The organism is Sphaerisporangium siamense, assembly GCF_014205275.1.
Lineage (GTDB): Bacteria > Actinomycetota > Actinomycetes > Streptosporangiales > Streptosporangiaceae > Sphaerisporangium > Sphaerisporangium siamense.
Map to the genome: position 1 here is coordinate 5531986 of NZ_JACHND010000001.1, position 18228 is coordinate 5550213.

Below are 18228 nucleotides of genomic sequence, written 5' to 3' on the forward strand. Positions count from 1 at the left end.
CCGGCGCCCGGCGGAACCGCTCCGCCCCCGATGACGCGCTTCGCTCCGCTCCGGCGGGCGTGGCGAACCACGCGGGCGGAGCGGCAGGTGACCCGGTCGCGCAGGCGACTGCGGGTGACCTTGACGGTGTGATCAGCGAAGTACGAGCGGAACCTGACCTCTGAACGCGACCGCCCTCGGGAGGTGACGGCGGACCACCACCCCCGCCGTCACCCGAGGCGCGCGCCGCGCCCACATATGAACCCCAAGACCAGCACGCCCCGCCCACGCGGTCAGCGGACGTGGACCGTGGCGATCTCGAACGGCCTCAGGGGCAGGCGCAGCACGCCCTCGGTCACCTCCAGCGGCTCCAGCCCGTTGCCCAGGGTGTCCGCGAGCCGCGCGGTGGTGAACGGGCCACGCAGCACCGCCTCCGTGGGCACGGACCGCAGCGCCGCCAGACGCGCCTCCAGCCATTCCCCGCGCCTCCGCAGCGCACCCAGCACGACCCCATCCCCACCCAACTCCAACGGCCCCGCCTCGCCCCGCGCCTCCGCTTCGCCGCCTCGCGCCGGTGCCTCTCCGGTCGGCCGCTCCCTCTCCCGCCTGGTGATCGCCGTCTCGTGAGCCAGGGCGTCCCCCCTTGCCCCAGCCGGATTCCGTGTGGCGGCCCCGGGGACGGCGAGCAGGTCGTGGTGGTACTCCTCGGCCAGGCGCGCGAGCCCCGCCCGGTCCCAGTCCTCCTCGTGGACCAGGACGGCGAAGCGCGTCGTGATCGGGCCCGGGCACTGCGCGCCCGGCGTGGCGACCTGCGGCCCGGCGGGCTCGTCCCGGAGGGGGTTGCCGTTGCGCGACAGATACCCCACCGCCCGCAGCAACGTCACGGCCAACTCGGTGGCAGGGGCGGTGGGCGTCGTGTTCAGCGGGGGGTGGAGCAGTTCGTACTCGACGGTGTGGCCGGGGAGGACGGCGAGCCCGCCCGCGGAGACGAAGCCGGAGGCGGGGAACGTCGGCAGGGGCTCCTCGCCGCCCCCGCCCTCGGCCGAGGCCCCGCGCCGCACCACCGCGTACTGCCCGCCGGCGAACGACTCGGCGGCCGGGCGGGGCGTGGGCGCGTGCCAGCGCACCCGGTGGTCACGGCAGGCGTTGTCGAACGTGACCGCGAGCCGCAGGTACGGCTCCCCGGCCCGCAGCTCGGCCCGGGTGGTCACGGTGACGTCCGCGACCCGCGCCGCCCGTCCCTCGCCCTCCGCGCCGACCGGCCAGGCGTACGCCCGGGCGATCTCCAGCACCGAGACCAGGGGGCCGGAGCACACCAGGCGCACCTCGACCCGGCCGGGTGCCGTGACGAGCCGGTCGGCGGCGGGCGGCGCGTGGTTGTAGGTGTCGCCGACGTCGCCCCCGTCGACGATCCGCCCCACGCCCCGCGCGGTGAGCCCGGAGCGCGCGGTGAGCGTCAGCGTCCCGTCCGTCTCGGCCGCCACCCGCAGCAGCCCGTTGTCCAGCACACCGTCCTCCGGCACCCGAACGGCCGCGGGGAGGAACGGCGGCGCGTCCGGCACCAGGCGAGCGGTCAGAGGCGGGGTGGTGGTGAGGAACGTGCGGCCGAGCGGGGGGATCTGGACCAGGGCCGCCACGGTGACGACGGGCTCGGCGACCGTGCGCACGAGCCAGGGGCCCGGGTGGCGCGCCGCCGCTTCGGCGATGGCGGTCTTCAGATCGGCGTACCGGTAGCCGCCGGTGGGGTGGCGGCCGACGACCACCGTGAAGACGTCTCCCTCGGCGGACCAGGACACGATCTCCTGGCCGAACAGCTCCCGCTCGTGGACGCGGCCGAGCAACCGGGTCAGGTCCGCCATGCGGGTCTCGTCCAGCAGCGTCGGCGCGTGGTCCAGCACCTGGACGGGCACCGCGGACCCGTCCTCGGCGGCGAGCCCGGCCAGGTCGCCGGGCAGGCCGGCGAGCACGAGCCCGGTCCTGCCGACGGGCGAGGGGTTGACCACGGCGAGCCGCCCCCGCCCCGCGGCCTCGGCCAGCGAGGCGCTCACGAGGTCGGTCACGGCCTGCCCGATCTGCTCCGCCTCGGCGATGCGCGCCGCGACCTGCCCGGCGGTCTCGTCGGCGCCGCACCCGGTGATCGAGTCGTGCCCGCTGCAGGCGATCACCTGACGCCAGGCCAGCTCGATCAGCCGCCCGGCCGCCGCCCGCTCGCCGCCGCCGAGCCACAGCGCCGCCAGCGGCTCGGCGTAGCGGGTGAGGACCCGCTCGGCGCGGCCCATGGCGTGCTTCAGCGGCACGCGGGCCGACAGGACGCCGGGCAGGATGTTGGCCCGCGCGTGCGAGCGCAGCTCGCCCGCCACGACCGGCGCGTCCTCCGGGACGGCGAGCCCGCCGGGCAGGGCCAGGTACTCGCCCAGGGTGGCCAGGCGCAGCCCGGAGCCGGTGATCCCGCGCGCGGGCGCCGAGTGGTCGGCGCCGTACATGGCCAGCAGCGGGCCGTCCGCCTGCCAGGGGCGCATGGTCTCGGTGAAGGCGGCCACCCGGTCGGGCAGGCCCTCCTGCGGGCCGGAGAACAGCGCGACCGCGTTGCCGTACCCGCCCGGCAGGTACTTGACGGGGAGCACCGTCCCGTCGGCGCCCTCCCAGGCGAAGGTGTCGCGCCGGACCGCGGCCGGCACCCCGCGCCACAGGCAGGCCACCCGCAGCCCCGCCAGGGCGAGGATCTGCGGCATCTGCGCGCAGTGCCCGAACTGGTCGGGCAGGTAGCCCACCTCCATGGCCCCGCCCAGCTCGCGCGCGCCACGCAGGCCGTACTCCAGGTTGCGGATCAAGGTCTCGCCCGAGCAGAGGAACTCGTCGGCGAGGATCATCCACGGGCCCGCCGCGAACCGGCCCTCGGCGGTCAGCCGCGCCAGCGCGGCGCGGCGCTCCGGGCGGATCTCCAGGTAGTCGTGGACGGCGGCGAGCTGCCCGTCCATGGTGAACCGGTAGGCGGGGTCGGCGTCCATGGCGTCCAGCACCTCGTCCAGCATGCGCACCAGCCCCATGCGGAACCGCTGGAACGGCAGATACCACTCCCGGTCCCAGTGCGTGTGCGGCACCACGACGACGCGCGCGGCCTCGCCTGCGGGGGAGGGCACCGGGCTGAGAGGGGTCACCGGTGTGGATGCGGTCACGACAGGGCCTCCAGGCTCACATAGGGCCGACAGGGATGTAAGGGACGGGAATGCCTGGGCGGGGGAGCCGGGCGGGTTCCCGCCACTGCCGTCATGGACGTGGATCGCGCGCAGGGATGTACGGGTGGGATCGCCGGGGCAGGGCCGTCGACGGGTCACGTGCACAGGGCCATGACCTCGTTGCGGGGGGTCTCCAGGCGGTGGGGGCCGGGGTGGGCGGGCAGGTGGACGCGGTCGTCGCGGATCAGCGTGCGCAGGTCCGGCCCCCACAGCACGAGCCCGGCGGCGTCCAGGATGAGGAACTCATCGCCGTGCCGCAGCAGCAGCGGCCCGTCCGGACCGGCGGAGACGGCCGTACGTCCGGCCCGGACGGCCGCCACGACCGCGCCTGCGCTGGACGAACCTCCCCGGCTGTACGGATCTCGCGGGGGATATGGATCTCCTCCCGCGCTGTGCGAGTCTCCTGCGGCGTCTGGTCCGAGGGAGGAGGTTGGACCTCCCGTGTCGGGGATGTCCGTGGCCAGGGGCGTGTCAGCTGCGTGCCGCGGATCCTCGGGGCCGGCGAGTACCCAGGTGCAGGGTGTGCCGGGAAGGTGGCCTTCCGCGGGGTGGTGGTAGTCGCCGCCGCCCACGTACACGAGGGAGGGGCCGAAGGTCTGCGCCCAGGCGAGCGGCGCCCCCCAGGTGCGGTCCCGCCAGCCCGAATGCCAGACCTCCGCCGTGCGCGGGCGCTCGGCGAGGGGGTGGCGCCACGCGCAGTCGGCGCCGAGGGGGTGGTTCAGCGACAGCAGCCCGCCCCGCCCGGTCACGGCCCGCAGCCAGGCGTCGGCGGGCTCGCGGAAGTCGATCCAGCCGATGGGGCCGAAGGCGTTGGCGTGGCCGAGGTCGGTGGTGATCTCCTGGCCGGGCACCAGCGTGATCCCGGCCGCGACGGCGGCCACGGGCAGCTCGGCGTGGTGGCTGACGGTGTTGTGGTCGGTCACCGCGAGGAAGTCCAGGCCCTGCCCGGCGGCCAGCGCGGCCAGCTCCCACACGGTGAGCGACCCGTCGGAGTGGACGGTGTGGGCGTGCAGGTCCCCGGCCAGCCACCGCATGCCGGACATCTCCGGCAGACCGCGCCGGGTGCCCGCCGGGACGCGTGCCTCCGGCCGAAATCCGGCGGGCGGGACGGACGGGGCGGGCGGCGGCGGGGGAGTGGCGTGCGGCGTCACGGTGATCTCGTACGGCAGGCCCTCCAGCGGCACGCGGTGCAGGCCCGCCAGCACCGACCACACGCCTTCCTCGGGCTCGCCGGGCAGGTAGCCGGGCGTCGCCCACGTGGGCGCGATCGTGAAGCGGTCCCGCGCGCCCCCCGACCAGCCGCGGAACCCGGCCGGGCCCGCGCAGCCGAGGTCCAGCACGCCCGCGCCCCGGTCGTAGGCCAGCTCGACCGTGAACGCCCGTGTGCCCGGCGGCAGCTCCACGCGCAGCTCACGCACCGGGCGGTCGAGCCGCTGGCCGAGCGTCCACCGGCCGCCCAGCCGGATCGGCCCCCTCACGGCGACACCAGGACGTCATCGCGGTACACCAGGGCCCGCGCGTGGCGGGGAACGGCCCAGACCCGGTCCCCGAGAGACGGCTCGCCCCCTTCCGGCACCACGGCCTGCACCAGCGTCCCGCCCTCGCCCCGCGTCACCTCCGGCGTCCCGCCCTCGCCCTGCGCCACTTCGGGCGTTTCGCCCGCGCTTCGCGCCACTTCCGGTGTCGCTCCTGTGCTCCGCGTCACCTCCAGCGTCACGAGGGAGGACGTGCCCATGTTCTCCACCACCGAGACCTCTCCCGCGAAGGCGTCCACGCGGGGCGAGCCCGCCAGGTCCATGTACTCCGGGCGCACCCCGTACACGATCTCCGCGCCGTCCGGGACCCCCGGCGGGGACGGCAGCACGGCCCCGGCCGCGCGCAGGGCGCCGCCCGCCGCCACGCCCGGCAGCAGGTTCATCGGCGTGGACCCGATGAAGGAGGCCACGAACGTGGTGGCCGGCCGGTGGAACACCTCCGACGGGGTGCCGACCTGGGCGATCCGCCCGGCGGTCATCACCGCGATCCTGTCGGCCATCGCCAGCGCCTCGGCCTGGTCGTGGGTGACGAACACCGTCGTCACCGCCAGCTCCCGCTGCAGCCGTTTGAGGAAGGTGCGCGCCTCCAGCCGCATCCGCGCGTCCAGGTTGGACAGCGGCTCGTCGAACAGGAACGCCGACGGGCGGCAGGCGATGGCCCGGGCCAGCGCCACCCGCTGCTGCTGGCCGCCGGACAGCTGTCCGGGCCGCCGCGCGAGCAGCTCCGCCAGGCCCAGCCGGGCCGCGGTCTCCGCCGCCGTGGCCTCCCGTGCGGCGCGCGGCGTCTTCTTGATCCGCAACGGGTAGGCGATGTTGGCGGTGACGTCCATGTGCGGGAACAGCGCGTAGTCCTGGAAGACCATCGCCACGTCCCGCCTGCCCGGGGGAAGGGCGGTCACGTCGGACGTCCCGATGACGATCCGCCCCGCGGTGGGCGTCTCCAGGCCGGCGATCGTGCGCAGCAGGGTGGTCTTGCCGCACCCCGAAGGGCCGAGCAGCGCGAAGAACTCTCCGGCGGCGATCTCCAGGTCCAGGCCGTCCACCGCGCGGACGCCGCCGGGGAACTCCTTGGTCAGGCCGTGAAGGGCGATCACCGTTTGATCCCTCCGTGGAAGCGGAAGCCGTACCTGCGGCTCACGAAGACGTACATGAGGACGACAGGGAGGGAGTAGAGCAGCGAGAACGTGGAGATCAGCTCCAGGCGGGGCGAGCCGCCCTCGGTGTACAGGGTGTAGAGGATCACCGCCCCGGGGGCCTTGTCCGGGTCGCGCAGCAGGATGAACGGCGTCAGGAAGCTTCCCCACACCGAGGCGACCGTCCAGACGGCGATCGTGGCCAGGCCCGGCCTGATCACCGGTACCACGATGTGCCGCAGGATCTGCGACGGGCTCGCGCCGAACACCCGGGCCGACTCCTCGTAGGAGGCGGGCGTGCCGTCCATGAAGTCCTTCAGGATGAAGATCGCCGCGGGGAGCAGGCCGCCCGAGAGCGTGAGCACGACGCCGAGGTGGGTGTCGACGAGGTTCAGGCGGGTGGCCAGCTCGAAGACCGGCACCATGGCGGCGGTCCCCGTCACCACCGACGACAGCAGCAGGAGCAGGTAGAGCAGGACGTCCCGGCCCGGCACCCGCACCCGCGACAGCGCGTACGCGGCCAGGGCCGCGAGCACCACCACCAGCACCGTGCTGCCCGCCGCCTGCAGCACCGAGTTGCCGAGCGAGCGCAACGCGTACGGGTGGGCCAGCAGCTCGCGGAAGCCCGCCAGCGTGAACTCCGGGAGCGACACCGTGATCGTGGGGTGGGCGTCGAACGGGGCGGTGGCCAGCCACAGCATCGGCAGGGCGAAGAACCCCGCGACCACCGCCAGGAACGTCGCCCGCCCGATCGCCGCCGCCGCGTGCCGCGCCCGCGCCGCCGCCTCCCGCCCTCTCACGCCGCCACCCCGCCGCGGGAGCGCGCCGTGCGCAGGTACAGCAGGGCCGCCACCAGGTTGACCAGCAGGACGAGGAACGACACGGCCGCGCCGAAGCCGAGCCGCCCGCCGCGCAGCGCGACGTCGTAGATGTAGACCGGGACGATCTCCGAGCGTCCTTCGGGGCCGCCCGCCGTGATCTGGAAGCTCGTGAAGTCGTTGAACGTCCACAGGCTGATCAGCAGCATGTTGGTCAGCACGTGCCCGCGGATCCGCGGCAACACCACGTCCCTGATCTGCTGGAACGTCGAGGCGCCCGCCAGGCGCGCGGTCTCCAGGTGGGACGGCGGCACGTTCTCCAGCGCCGCGCCGTACAACATCATCGAGAACGCCGTGCCGCGCCACACGTTGAACACGATGATCGAGGCCATCGGGTGGTCGAGCAGCCAGGCCGCGCCCGGGGTGTGCAGCAGCGCGTTCAGCGTGCCCGCGTCGCGGTCCAGCAGGGCGATCCACAGGAACGCCACCACCGAGGACGGCAGGATCCAGGCGAGCAGGATCAGCCCCTCCACGACCCTCTTCACCGGGCCCGGACGGTCGCGCAGCACCCACGCGACCGCGAACCCCAGCCCGGCCTGCCCGATCACCGCCGATCCCGCGACGTACTGCGCCGTCAGCCACAGCGAGGCGTGGAACCGCTCGTCCCCGAGCGCCTCGGCGTAGTTGTCCACCCCCACCGTCCGCGGATCCGCGGCCGAGATCCCCGTCAGCGCGAAGTCCGTGACCCCCAGATAGATCGTCCACAGCGCCGGAAACACCAGGAAAACCCCGACCACCACCACCGCCGGCACCACGAACCCGACCGCTCGCCGTATGCCCAACCCCGCCGCGTCTGCGTTAATGGGGCTCGCTCCGCTCGCCCGGGTGCGGGCGCTCTTGAGCCGGTGGTCTTCCGTCGTCGGGCCGAAGGGCTCGTTCCTCACCCTTCGGCCCTCCTTTTCCAGACCACCGGCGCGCCCGCACCGTGTTCACGGTTCATTGCGCTCCCTTCGGTCGCGCGGTGGATGGGCGCTCACCCGCACGGCACGGGATCCTTTGGGTGGGTCAGCGGGAGATCGCTGAGGGGCCTACCAGGGATTGGAGTTGTCTGTCGTAGGCGGTGGCGGCCTCGTCCACGGGGGTGCCGGTGGTGACGGCGGCGGTGGCCTGTTGGAGGGCCGTGGAGATCTGGGGGTAGACGGCGAGGCCGGGGCGGTAGGCGGTGAGGGGGAGGACGCGGTCGGAGACGAAGGAGAGCATGGGGTCGTCTTTCAGGACCTCGTCGTTGACGTCGGTGCGCGAGGTGATCCTGGCCTCTCCGGCGAGGCCCGCCTTGGTGGCCTCGGCCGAGTGCATGAAGGCCAGCAGCTCCCACGCCAGGGCGGCGTTCTCGGAGCGGGGGTTCAGGACCCGCACCGCGCCGCCGGACATGCTCACGAAGTCCTGCCCGCGCACGCCCGCGCCCGGCCGTTCGGCGGGGATCAGCGCGTAGCCGACGGCCCGGTCGCGGTCCTTCATCGGCGCGACGCCCGCCGTGGGCTCGATGACCGACCGCCAGAAGTAGTCGCCCTCGGCCAGGACGCCGATCCTGCCGTCGGCGAACTCCTGGAAGGACTTGTCGCGGCCCTTGGCCTCCTGCTGCAGCCGGGGGTCGCCGAGGCCGGTGGTGTAGATCCGGCGATAGAGGTCGAGCACGTCCTTGAGCGCCTGGGAGGCGCCCGTCCACTTGCCGTTCGCGTAGATCTCCGCGCCGGCGCCCGCGAGCAGGGGCAGCGCGCCCTGCATGGAGGTGGCCTCGCCCATCGCCGTGCCCGCGTTGATCTGCAGCGGCGTGGGCACCCCCGCCTTCTTCAGGGCCGCGCCCGCGTCGAGGAGGTCCTGCCAGCTTCGCGGCTGCCAGGCGGCGGGCAGCCCGGCCCGCGCGAACAGGGTCTTGTTGTAGAACAGCACGCGGCCGTCGGTGCCCTGCGGCAGCCCGTACGTGCGGCCCTCGAAGACGCCGAGGCCCCGCACCGCCCGCGGGATGCGCGTCCAGCCCTCCCACCGGTCGACGGCGGGGCCGGCGGTGCCGGACAGCGGCTCGATGTACCCGGCCTGGGCGAACTCGCCGACCCAGATGCCGTCGAGGTCGATGACGTCGGCGCCGGTCCCGGACCTCAGGTCCAGGGCGATCTTGGTCTTGTACTCCTCGTCGTCCACGCCGTTGGGCTGGAACACCACCCGGACGTCGCGGCCCGCGGCCTTCTGGGCCTGTTCGAACCTGGGGATCAGCCACTTGGCCGTCCAGTCGGCGGTCGCGGAGTTCTTGCCGCCGGAGATCGCGTTGGCGGTGACGGTGAGGGTGGTGCCGTCCGTCACGGGGGATGCGCCGGAGCCGCAGGCGGCGAGCAGGACGGTCAAGGAGACGGTGACCGCGGCCGGCAGGGGGAGCGTACGCGCTGATGTCACGGAGGACCTCCCACGTTGGAGGCGTGCGTGTTTTCATGTCACGACAACTCGACAATCGCATGCCTGGTCTGAGGCGTAAAGACGATTTTTGTGGAACATGAGGCCCGATGGGCGGAAGCGGTTCGCGTTGAGCTGATCGTGGGAAGTGCAACGAGCACAGCACCACGAGTAGGGTCGGCGTTGTAGCCGGAAGGTCCTTTGGAGGGAGTGGCGTGGCAGCACAGCCGGGCTGGATGGGCAATCTGTTCCTGGACACTGGGTCGACATCGTTCACCGAGTTCGTCGGGTCGTACGCTCCAGGGTTGCTTCCGGGGCGGCTTCAGACGGCGGCGGGCGCGGCGGGCGAGACCATTCCGCACGCGACCACGATCGTGGCCGCGACGTTCGCGGGCGGTGTGGTGATGGCGGGCGACCGGCGGGCCACCGCGGGCAACTACATCTCCCAGAAGGACATGGAGAAGGTCTTCCGCACCGACGACTATTCGTGCATGGGCATCGCCGGCGCGGCCAGCACCGGCATCGAGCTGGCCCGGCTCTACTGCGTCGAGCTGGAGCACTACGAGAAGCGCGAGGGCCGCACGCTGTCGGTCGTCGGCAAGGCCAACCGGCTGGCCACCATGATCCGCGGCAACCTGCCGATGGCCATGCAGGGCCTGGTGGTGGTGCCGCTGTTCGCGGCCTACGACGAGGAGCGCGACGCCGGCCGCATCTTCAGCTACGACGTCGGCGGCGGCCCCTACGAGCAGACCAACTACGCCTCGATCGGCTCCGGCTCCATCTTCGCGCGCGGTTCCCTGAAGAAGCTGTACCGCGAGGGCGCCTCCGCCGAGGACGTCGTCGCCGTCACCCTGAACGCCCTGTACGACGCCGCCGACGACGACTCGGCCACCGGCGGCCCCGACGTCGCCCGCAAGATCTGGCCCATGGTGGCCGTGATCGACGACGAGGGGTTCCGGCGCCTGCCCGACGAGGAGGTCGAGCGGCACGTCCGCCAGATCCTCGACGTCCGCATGGCCGACCCCGACGGCCCCACGGCCCCGCTGCGCTAATCACAACCCACGGCCACGAGAGGATCACCACCGGTGTCCATGCCCTTTGGATATGTGTCCCCAGAACAGGAGATGCGGGACAAGGCCGATTTCGCGCGGAAGGGCATCGCGCGCGGCCGCAGCGTCGTGGTGCTGCAGTACGAGAAAGGCATTCTTTTCGTCGCCCCCAACGCCTCCCGGGCGCTCCACAAGATCAGTGAGATCTACGACCGCATCGGCTTCGCGGCGGTCGGCAAGTACAACGAGTTCGAGGCCCTGCGCCTCGGCGGCATCCGCTACGCCGACATCAACGGCTACACCTACGACCGCGGCGACGTCACGGCCCGGGGCCTGGCCAACCTGTACGCGCAGTCGCTCGGCATGGTGTTCACCGAGTCGCGCAAGCCGTACGAGGTCGAGCTCGTCGTGGCCGAGGTGGGCGACGCCCCCGAGGACGACCAGATCTACCGCCTCACCTTCGACGGCTCGGTCGCCGACGAGCACGGCTTCGTGGTGATGGGCGGCGTGGCCGACGCCGTCGCCGCCCGCCTGAAGGACCGCTTCCGCCCCGGCCTCTCGCTCACCGAGGCGCTGGACGCGGCGGTGGCCGCGCTCACCGAGCCGGGGGGCGAGCGCCCGCCGGTCTCCCAGCTCGAGGTCGCGGTCCTGGACCGCACCAGGGAGCACCGCAAGTTCCAGCGGCTGACCGGCCCCCGCCTGGAGCGCCTGCTGGGCTCCTCCGCCGCGGAGGAGACCCCGCCGCAGGAGACGCCGCCGCAGGGCCCCGCGCCCGAGACCCCCTCCGTGGAGGGGGACTCCCCGGCGACCGCCCCCGAGGGGGAGATCGACACCGGCTCGGGCGACTAGCGGTCCGCTCCGGTATCACGATCCGGTCTCACGTCCCGGTCTCCGCCCGCGCGGGGTCCGGGACGCGCCGTTTCGGGGTACAGATGCGGGTGAGGGCCGCCGGCCCTCGCGAGGCGGGACCGCCGGAGCGTCAAGGGGGTGGAGATCCATGCGCCGCAGAGAAGATCCAGCGTCGCCTTCGCGTGCGGGTGCGGGGTCCTCCCCCCGAAACCCCGGAAAGATCCCTCCCCTCGCGGGCTCGGAGAACATAGTGTGATGTGATGGATCGTCGCATCTTCGGCTTGGAGAACGAATACGGCGTCACCTGCACGTTCAGGGGCCAGCGCAGGCTGTCCCCGGACGAGGTGGCGCGGTACCTGTTCCGCAGAGTCGTGTCCTGGGGCCGATCGAGCAACGTGTTCCTGCGAAACGGCGCCCGCCTCTACCTCGACGTCGGCAGCCACCCCGAATACGCCACCCCCGAATGTGACAACGTCGTGGAGCTCGTCACCCACGACAAGGCCGGCGAGCGCATCCTCGAAGGTCTGCTCGTGGACGCCGAGAAGCGTCTGCGCGAGGAGGGCATCGCCGGGGACATCTACCTATTCAAGAACAACACCGACTCGGCCGGGAACTCCTACGGCTGTCATGAGAACTATCTGGTCGGCAGGCACGGCGAGTTCGGCCGCCTGGCCGACGTCCTGATCCCCTTCCTGGTGACCCGGCAGATCATCTGCGGGGCGGGCAAGGTGCTCCAGACGCCGCGCGGCGCGGTCTACTGCGTCTCCCAGCGCGCCGAGCACATCTGGGAGGGGGTGTCGAGCGCGACGACCCGCTCACGCCCGATCATCAACACCCGGGACGAGCCGCACGCCGACGCCGAGCGCTTCCGGCGGCTGCACGTCATCGTCGGCGACTCCAACATGAGCGAGACCACGATGCTGCTCAAGGTCGGCGCCACCGACCTGGTGCTGCGCATGGTGGAGGCCGGCACGGTCATGCGCGACCTCAGCCTGGAGAACCCGATCCGGGCGATCCGCGAGGTCTCCCACGACATGACCGGCCGCAGGCGCGTGCGGCTGGCCAACGGCCGCGAGGCGTCGTCGCTGGAGATCCAGCAGGAGTACCTGACCAAGGCGCGCGACTTCGTCGAGCGCCGGGGCGGCGACGCGACCACGCGACGGGTGCTGGAGCTGTGGGAGCGCACGTTGCGGGCCGTGGAGACCGGCGACCTCGACCTGGTCTCGCGCGAGATCGACTGGGTCACCAAGTACCAGCTCATCGAGCGCTACCGCAGCAAGTACGACCTGCCGCTGTCCTCGCCGAGGGTCGCCCAGCTCGACCTGGCCTACCACGACGTCCACCGCAAGCGGGGCCTGTTCTACCTGCTGCAGCGGCGCGGCGCCGTGGAGCGCGTCGCCTCGGACCTGAAGATCTTCGAGGCCAAGTCGGTCCCGCCGCAGACCACCCGGGCCAGGCTGCGCGGGGAGTTCATCCGCAAGGCGCAGGAGAAGCGCCGCGACTTCACCGTCGACTGGGTGCACCTCAAGCTCAACGACCAGGCCCAGCGCACGGTCCTCTGCAAGGACCCGTTCCGCAGCGTGGACGAGCGGGTCGACAAGCTGATCGCCGGCATGTGAGCCGGCGCTGCCGGGCCCGTCCCCGCCGGGGCGCGGGACGGGTCCGCGGGCGGCTTTCACGGCCCTGAGCAGGGTTCCTCGAAGGAAAGGTCACGCTTCGGCAAGATCGAGGCGGATGATCCGGGCGCCACCGGGCTTCGGGTAGTGTTACGCGAACGTGACGTCTCTCCGAGGGAAACCCATGCGCCGACTGGCCCTGCTCGCCGCCCTTCCGCTGTTGTTCGCCGCCGCCTGCGGCACCGACGGCGACGTCACCGCCAAGACCGACGGCGCGGCGCCCGCCGAGGTCAAGGTGACCGGTGAGGTCGGCAAGAAGCCCCAGGTCGCCTTCCCCTCGGGCAAGCCTCCCGTGACCTCCTCGTCCAAGACCATCACCCCGGGTCAGGGCGCGCAGCTCAAGGAAGGCGACTCGGTCGTCGCCAACCTCACGGCCTACAACTGGGACGGCAAGGCCAACGCGATGTCCGGCTCCACCTACGACGAGGGGGCGCCGCAGCTCATCAAGGTCGACTCCAAGCTGCCCACCGTCGTGCACAAGGCGTTCCAGGCCAACAAGGTCGGCGGCCGGTTCCTCGCCGTCGTCGCCAAGGACAGCCTGACCCCCGAGCAGATGGAGCAGGCCAAGTCGCAGGGCGCGGACACCTCGATCGCGAGCGTCTACGTCGTGGACGTGCTCGGCGTGCCCACCGTCAAGGCCGCCCAGGGCGACGCCAAGGACGCCGACGTCAAGGGCGTCAAGCTGGAGAACCCCGAGGGAGAGCAGGCGCCCAAGCTGACCACCAAGACCGGTGAGTCCGCGCCCAAGGGCCTGGTCAGCAAGACCGTGATCAAGGGTAGCGGGCCGGAGGTCAAGGCCGGGCAGAACCTGCTCGTGCAGTACACGGGCAAGATCTGGGGCACCGACACCGAGTTCGACAGCAGCTGGAGCCGGGGCGAGCCGGTCATGTTCCAGATCGGCACCGGCAAGGTCATCAAGGGCTGGGACCAGGGCCTGGTCGGCGTGCCGGTGGGCAGCCGCGTGCTGCTGGCCATCCCGCCGGACCTGGGCTACGGCAAGAACGGCCAGGGGGACAAGATCAAGGGCACGGACACGCTCGTCTTCGTGGTGGACGTGCTCGGCGCGTATTAATGGCGCTCTCTGCGTTTGATGGCGCTCTCTTCGTTCGCGCGGGGCTGGGCGCCTTTTAGCCGGCGGTCTTCCACCCGCGGGCGCAAGGGATCGTTCCTCACCCTTGCGCCCGCGGGCTCCAGACCGCCGGCGCGCCCAGCCCGTCATGACTTTTGATCTCGGTTATGGGTTTTTGATCTACGTTGTAAAGCCGTTGGGGTTGTGTTGATCTGGGTGGCTTCGTGTCCGGAGGGGGATGTGGGGGCGGCCTATGCTCGTCTGGTGAGCGGTGATGACGCTGGTACGCCGGATCCTTTGGGGGCGGTCGGCGCGCTGCGCGACCCGGTGCGGCGGGCGCTGTACGACTACGTGGCCGGTCGGGGCCACGAGGTGGGGCGGGACGAGGCCGCGAGCGGGGCGGGGGTGGGGCGCACGCTGGCGGCCTTTCACCTGGACAAGCTCGTCGAGGCCGGGCTGCTGGAGGCGGGCTTTCGCCGGCTGACCGGGCGCACCGGGCCGGGGAGCGGGCGCCCGGCCAAGGTCTACCGCCGCTCGCGGCGTGAGCACCAGGTGAGCGTGCCGCCGCGTGACTACCGCACGCTGGCCCTCGTGCTGGCCGAGGCCGTGGAGGAGCTCGGCGGCGAGGAGGCCGCCGAGGCCGCGGCGCGGCGGGCGGGGGAGCGGGTCAAGGCGTCCGAGCTGCGCGAGGCCCTGCGGGAGCGCGGCTACGAGCCGTATGACGCCGAGGGGGCGATCCGCCTGCGCAACTGCCCCTTCCACGTGATCGCCGAGGACCGCCCGGTGCTGGTCTGCGCGATGAACCTGGCGCTGTGCGAGGGCTTGGTGGCCGCGGTGGGCGAGGAGGGCGTCACGCCGCGGCTCGATCCCCGGCCGGGGGAGTGCTGCGTCGCCTTCTCTAAAAACAATGAGGATTGACTAAAGAATGATCGCCGTGGTGTCCTAGGGCCATGCACCTGGCTCAGCTCAACGTCGCCCACCTGCGTGCCCCCGCCCGTTCCCCCGAGATCGCCGAGTTCATCGCGGCGCTCGGCCCGATCAACGAGATCTCCGACGCGGCCCCCGGCTTCGTCTGGCGGCTCAAGGAGAGCAACGATCCCACCGAGACCGTCAGCCACCCGTACGGCGACCTGCTACTGATCAACTTCTCGGTGTGGGAGACCCGCGAGTCGCTGTGGAACTTCGTCTACCGCAGCCCGCACCTGGAGTACCTGCGCCGCCGCCGCGAGTGGTTCACCCGCGCCGCCGAGCCGTACAGCGTCATGTGGTGGATCCCCGAGGGCCACATCCCCTCCCTGGAGGACGGCATGGCCCGCCTGGACCTGCTGCGCGCCAAGGGACCCGGCCCGGAGGCGTTCACCTTCAAGGACTTCCACGAGCCGGCCTGAGGAGCCCCCCGGCCGCTAGAGGTCAGGAAGAGGGGTCAGCCCAGGAGCGTGGCGGTGTGGCGGCCCGCGGCGGCGGAGGCGAGGAAGGCGGGGAGGTCCTCGTCCAGGCCCCGGCCCATCGTGGACAGCCGCACCGGGCTGCCCTTGAGCAGCTCCTCAAGACCGTCCACGGGCACGGTGACCAGCTCATGGCGATCGGCGAGCCCGGCCGCCTGCGCCGCCACCCGCGCGCCGAAGTCGCCGGGCAGCCCGGGCACCACGACCTGGGCGCGGGCCAGCGCCACCCGGCCGTAGGCGGTCAGCGAGTGGTGGGACACCCCGACGTGCCGCTCGCGCAGGTCGCCCTGGCTGACCCGCAGCGCGGCCACCGGGCGCCCGCCCAGCACGGCCGCCGCGTTGACCGCCTCGCCCGCCGAGACCCCGGAGAATCCCCACCGCGTGCCCGTGCCGAGGTTGCCGGGCCCTTGGGCGACGATCGCCGCGTCGGCCCCGAGCACGTGCCGGGCCGCGAGCAGGCCGGTGTGGACGGTCACGGCCTCCACGTCGCCGCCGAACGCCTGCCCGGTCGTCACCACCCCGCACAGCCAGCCGGTCTCGCGCAGCCGGGCGGCCGCCATCGAGAACCAGCCCGGCAGCGCGCCGCCGTCCAGCATGACGTAGGCGACCTTGGCCGAGGGACGCGTGCCGTACAGGCCGCACAGGATCGCGGGCAGCGCCGAGTGCAGGTCGGCGACCACGACCGGCATGCCGTCCAGCGAATCGGCCTCGCGCAGGACCTCGTGGTGGGGGGAGTCCTGCTCGTCGGCGCCGAGCACGGTGGCCTGCAGCGGCGTGTACCGGGCCTTGACCAGGTGGCCCGGACCGTCGGGATCTTCGGGCAAACGGTCCGGTACGGCCACTACCATGGCGTAGCCTCCCGTACCGAGACCCATGGCGAGCGCGGTCGTGTTGAGCAGCACCGTGTCGCCTGGTTCGGGACGGCCTACCAGCGGGGGGTAGGCCAGCGCCCGGCAATCCCCCTCGGGGAGGCTCACCTGAAGTTCGACCGCCCCCGGCCATTCGCGCCGGACCGACAGCACCTCACCCTTGCGCCACCTGATCACCCGGCAAGGGTAGCGTCATCGTGAGAAGGGAGGCCCCATGTCCCGGCGGAAGACCGAGCGGCTGCTGAACCTGGTCATCTGCTTGCTCTCCACCCGGCGCCCGCTCAGCGCGGAGCAGATCCGCCACGCCGTGCCCGGCTACGACGCCGCCAACGACGAGGCCTTCCAGCGCATGTTCGAGCGCGACAAGACCGAGCTGCGCGAGATCGGCATCCCGGTCCAGGTCCACAAGGACCCCTGGGAGGACGAGCCCGGCTACCGCATCGAGCGCGAGGCCTACGAGCTGCCCGAGATCACCCTGGAGGCCGACGAGGCCGCCGTGCTCGGCCTGGCCGCCCAGGTGTGGCAGCGCGCCACGCTGGCCGAGGCCGCGAGCGGCGCCCTGCTCAAGCTCCGCGCGGGCGGCGTGCAGACCGACGAGTCCTCCGCGGGGCCGCTGGAGCTGCGCGTGGACACCCGCGACCCGGCCTTCCCGGGCCTGTGGGAGGCCGTGCGCGACCGCAGGGTCGTCCGCTTCGACTACCGCGCCGCCGGCAGCGGGGTCACCCTCACCCGCACCGTGGAGCCCTGGGGCGTGGTCAGCCGCCGCGGCCGCTGGTACCTGGTCGGCCACGACCGCGAGCGGAACGCGCCCCGCGTCTTCCGCCTCAGCCGCGTCAGCGGACCGGTCACGCCGGTCGGCCGCCCGGGCGCGGTCACCGTGCCCGCCGGCGTCGACATCCGCTCCATGGTCGGCCACCGCGACAGCCTGGTGCCCGAGCGCGTGGCCACCGTCCGCGTCCGCGAGGGCACCTGCCAGTGGCTGCGCCAGACCGGCGAGGTGACCCCCGGCGACGACGGCTGGGACCTGGTCGCCCTCGACTTCGCCGACCCGGAGTGGATCGCCGGGTCGATCGTCGGGTTCGCCGCCGACGCCGAGGTCCTCGATCCGCCCGATCTCCGCGACGCGGTCATCCGCAGGCTGAAGGGAGCGCTGGCGTGAGCACCGCCGACCGCCTGCCCCGGCTCCTCGCCCTCGTCCCCTACCTGATGTCCCACCCGGGCGCCCAGGTCCCCGAGGTGGCGAGGCTGTTCGGGCTCACCGAGAAGCAGCTCATCGACGACCTGCAGCTCGTGTGGATGTGCGGGCTGCCCGGGCACACCCCCGGCGACCTCATCGACGTCTCCTGGGACGGCGGCGAGATCCTCATCGACAACGCCGAGACCATCGCCCGGCCGCTGCGCCTGGGCGTGGACGAGGCCAGCGCGCTGCTGGTGGCGCTGCGCATGCTCGCCGAGCTGCCCGAGTTCGAGGACAGCGAGGCGCTGGCCCGCGTGGTCGCCAAGCTCGAGAGCGCGGCGGGCGAGGGGGCCGCGCAGGTCAGCAGCCAGGTCGCCTTCGAGCTGGACGCCGCGCCCGACGCCATGGCCACCGTGACCGACGCGCTGCGCAGGCGGCGCAGGCTGTCGCTGCGCTACTACGTGCCGGGCCGCGACGAGATCACCCCGCGCGAGGTGGACCCGACGCGGCTGGTCATGGTGGACGGCCGCTCCTACCTGGAGGGCTGGTGCTACCGCGCGGACGGCATGCGCCTGTTCCGCCTGGACCGCATGGTCGGCGTGGAGGTGCTGGACGTCCCCGCCGAGCCCCCGGCCGAGGCCGAGCCCATCGACATCACCGAGGGGGTGTTCCGGCCCTCGCCCTCCGACGAGCTGGTGGAGCTGGAGCTCACCCCCTCCGGCCGCTGGGTCGCCGAGCACTACCCCTGCGAGGAGGTCACCGAGCTGGGGGAGGGCCGCCTGCGGGTCACGCTGCGGGCCCGCGACCAGGGCTGGGTCGTGCGGCTGGCGCTGCGCCTCGGCGACGGCGGCCGGGTGCTGGCCCCGGAGTCGCTGGCGCGGCGGGTCCACGAGGTGGCGTCCCGCACCCTCGCCCTGTACGAGTCGGCGCGCTGACCGGGCACCGAAC

General features: G+C 72.8%; 15 protein-coding genes. 8 read left to right on the forward strand and 7 right to left on the reverse strand.

Annotated features, from left to right (window positions below; translation table 11 throughout):
• Positions 1 to 272 precede the first annotated feature (272 nt).
• The 6 genes from BJ982_RS25440 to BJ982_RS25465 all read right to left on the reverse strand — a co-directional run bounded on the left by BJ982_RS25440 (position 273) and on the right by BJ982_RS25465 (position 9149).
• Positions 273 to 3155: a glycoside hydrolase family 38 N-terminal domain-containing protein gene (locus BJ982_RS25440; RefSeq protein WP_239122599.1), complete on the reverse strand. Its 2883-nt coding sequence runs from the start codon at positions 3153 to 3155 to the stop codon at positions 273 to 275.
• A 155-nt stretch (positions 3156 to 3310) separates the two neighbouring features.
• Positions 3311 to 4693, reverse strand: a complete 1383-nt coding sequence (locus tag BJ982_RS25445; protein WP_239122600.1) for a PHP domain-containing protein — start codon at positions 4691 to 4693, stop codon at positions 3311 to 3313.
• Positions 4690 to 5844: an ABC transporter ATP-binding protein gene (locus tag BJ982_RS25450; protein ID WP_184884071.1), complete on the reverse strand. Its 1155-nt coding sequence runs from the start codon at positions 5842 to 5844 to the stop codon at positions 4690 to 4692. Before BJ982_RS25450 ends, BJ982_RS25445 begins: the two co-directional genes overlap by 4 nt.
• Complete coding sequence (locus BJ982_RS25455; protein ID WP_239122601.1) at positions 5841 to 6683, reverse strand: carbohydrate ABC transporter permease; 843 nt, start codon at positions 6681 to 6683, stop codon at positions 5841 to 5843. Before BJ982_RS25455 ends, BJ982_RS25450 begins: the two co-directional genes overlap by 4 nt.
• Positions 6680 to 7645 carry a carbohydrate ABC transporter permease gene (locus tag BJ982_RS25460; RefSeq protein WP_239122602.1) on the reverse strand — a complete coding sequence of 322 codons (966 nt, stop codon included), beginning with the start codon at positions 7643 to 7645 and terminating at the stop codon, positions 6680 to 6682. Before BJ982_RS25460 ends, BJ982_RS25455 begins: the two co-directional genes overlap by 4 nt.
• Before the next feature lie 121 nt (positions 7646 to 7766).
• Positions 7767 to 9149 (reverse strand): extracellular solute-binding protein, encoded by a 1383-nt coding sequence (locus BJ982_RS25465; RefSeq protein ID WP_184884073.1) that lies wholly within the window; start codon positions 9147 to 9149, stop codon positions 7767 to 7769.
• A 233-nt stretch (positions 9150 to 9382) separates the two neighbouring features.
• Between BJ982_RS25465 and prcB the strand changes: the two genes are divergently transcribed.
• From prcB to BJ982_RS25495, 6 genes are all read left to right on the forward strand, one after another.
• The gene (gene prcB, locus BJ982_RS25470; RefSeq protein ID WP_184889301.1) at positions 9383 to 10198 is read left to right on the forward strand and encodes a proteasome subunit beta; all 816 of its coding nucleotides are present in this window, start codon (positions 9383 to 9385) and stop codon (positions 10196 to 10198) included.
• Between the two features lie 39 nt (positions 10199 to 10237).
• Complete coding sequence (prcA, locus tag BJ982_RS25475) at positions 10238 to 11044, forward strand: proteasome subunit alpha (RefSeq protein WP_184889303.1); 807 nt, start codon at positions 10238 to 10240, stop codon at positions 11042 to 11044.
• Between the two features lie 260 nt (positions 11045 to 11304).
• Complete coding sequence (pafA, locus tag BJ982_RS25480; RefSeq protein WP_184884075.1) at positions 11305 to 12663, forward strand: Pup--protein ligase; 1359 nt, start codon at positions 11305 to 11307, stop codon at positions 12661 to 12663.
• A gap of 181 nt (positions 12664 to 12844) precedes the next feature.
• The gene (locus BJ982_RS25485) at positions 12845 to 13792 is read left to right on the forward strand and encodes an FKBP-type peptidyl-prolyl cis-trans isomerase (protein WP_184884078.1); all 948 of its coding nucleotides are present in this window, start codon (positions 12845 to 12847) and stop codon (positions 13790 to 13792) included.
• A gap of 261 nt (positions 13793 to 14053) precedes the next feature.
• Positions 14054 to 14707 (forward strand): helix-turn-helix transcriptional regulator, encoded by a 654-nt coding sequence (locus tag BJ982_RS25490; protein WP_184884080.1) that lies wholly within the window; start codon positions 14054 to 14056, stop codon positions 14705 to 14707.
• Positions 14708 to 14739: 32 nt separating this feature from the next.
• Positions 14740 to 15177 carry a DUF3291 domain-containing protein gene (locus BJ982_RS25495; protein WP_184884081.1) on the forward strand — a complete coding sequence of 146 codons (438 nt, stop codon included), beginning with the start codon at positions 14740 to 14742 and terminating at the stop codon, positions 15175 to 15177.
• Between the two features lie 35 nt (positions 15178 to 15212).
• On the opposite strand, the gene BJ982_RS25500 is transcribed toward BJ982_RS25495, so the two are convergent.
• Positions 15213 to 16280, reverse strand: a complete 1068-nt coding sequence (locus BJ982_RS25500; RefSeq protein ID WP_184884082.1) for a DUF3866 family protein — start codon at positions 16278 to 16280, stop codon at positions 15213 to 15215.
• Positions 16281 to 16317: 37 nt separating this feature from the next.
• On the opposite strand from BJ982_RS25500, the gene BJ982_RS25505 reads away from it, so the two are divergent.
• Together BJ982_RS25505 and BJ982_RS25510 are read left to right on the forward strand one after the other, a co-directional pair.
• Positions 16318 to 17262: a helix-turn-helix transcriptional regulator gene (locus BJ982_RS25505; RefSeq protein WP_184884084.1), complete on the forward strand. Its 945-nt coding sequence runs from the start codon at positions 16318 to 16320 to the stop codon at positions 17260 to 17262.
• Positions 17259 to 18215, forward strand: coding sequence for a helix-turn-helix transcriptional regulator (locus BJ982_RS25510; protein WP_239122603.1), 957 nt, complete (start codon positions 17259 to 17261; stop codon positions 18213 to 18215). Before BJ982_RS25505 ends, BJ982_RS25510 begins: the two co-directional genes overlap by 4 nt.
• Positions 18216 to 18228 lie beyond the last annotated feature (13 nt).